The organism is Archangium violaceum Cb vi76, from assembly GCF_000733295.1.
Taxonomy (GTDB): Bacteria; Myxococcota; Myxococcia; order Myxococcales; family Myxococcaceae; genus Archangium; species Archangium violaceum.
Map to the genome: position 1 here is coordinate 1 of NZ_JPMI01000400.1, position 246 is coordinate 246.

General features: G+C 76.8%; 1 protein-coding gene. It reads right to left on the bottom strand.

All coding sequences use genetic code 11. The annotated features are described in order from the left end of the window. Nucleotides 1-246, bottom strand: a 246-nt coding sequence (locus tag Q664_RS57125; RefSeq protein ID WP_043413725.1) for a WD40 repeat domain-containing protein, incomplete at both ends; no start/stop codon positions are given.

Sequence of the window (246 nt, forward strand, 5' to 3'; positions counted from 1 at the left end):
CGCTCCCGTGCCATCCGCCCTCCACACCCGCACCGCCCCGTCCTCGGAGGCCGTCAGCACCCGGTGCCCGTCCGCGCTGAACGCCGCGCACGTCACCGCGCCCTCGTGGCCCGCGAGCACCACCGGCTCCCCGAGCCCATTCCACACCCGCGCCGTCCCGTCCTCCGACGCAGTGAGTACCCGCTGCCCGTCCGGGCTGAAGGCCGCCGAGCGCACCTCCGCCACGTGGCCCCGGAGCAACACGGG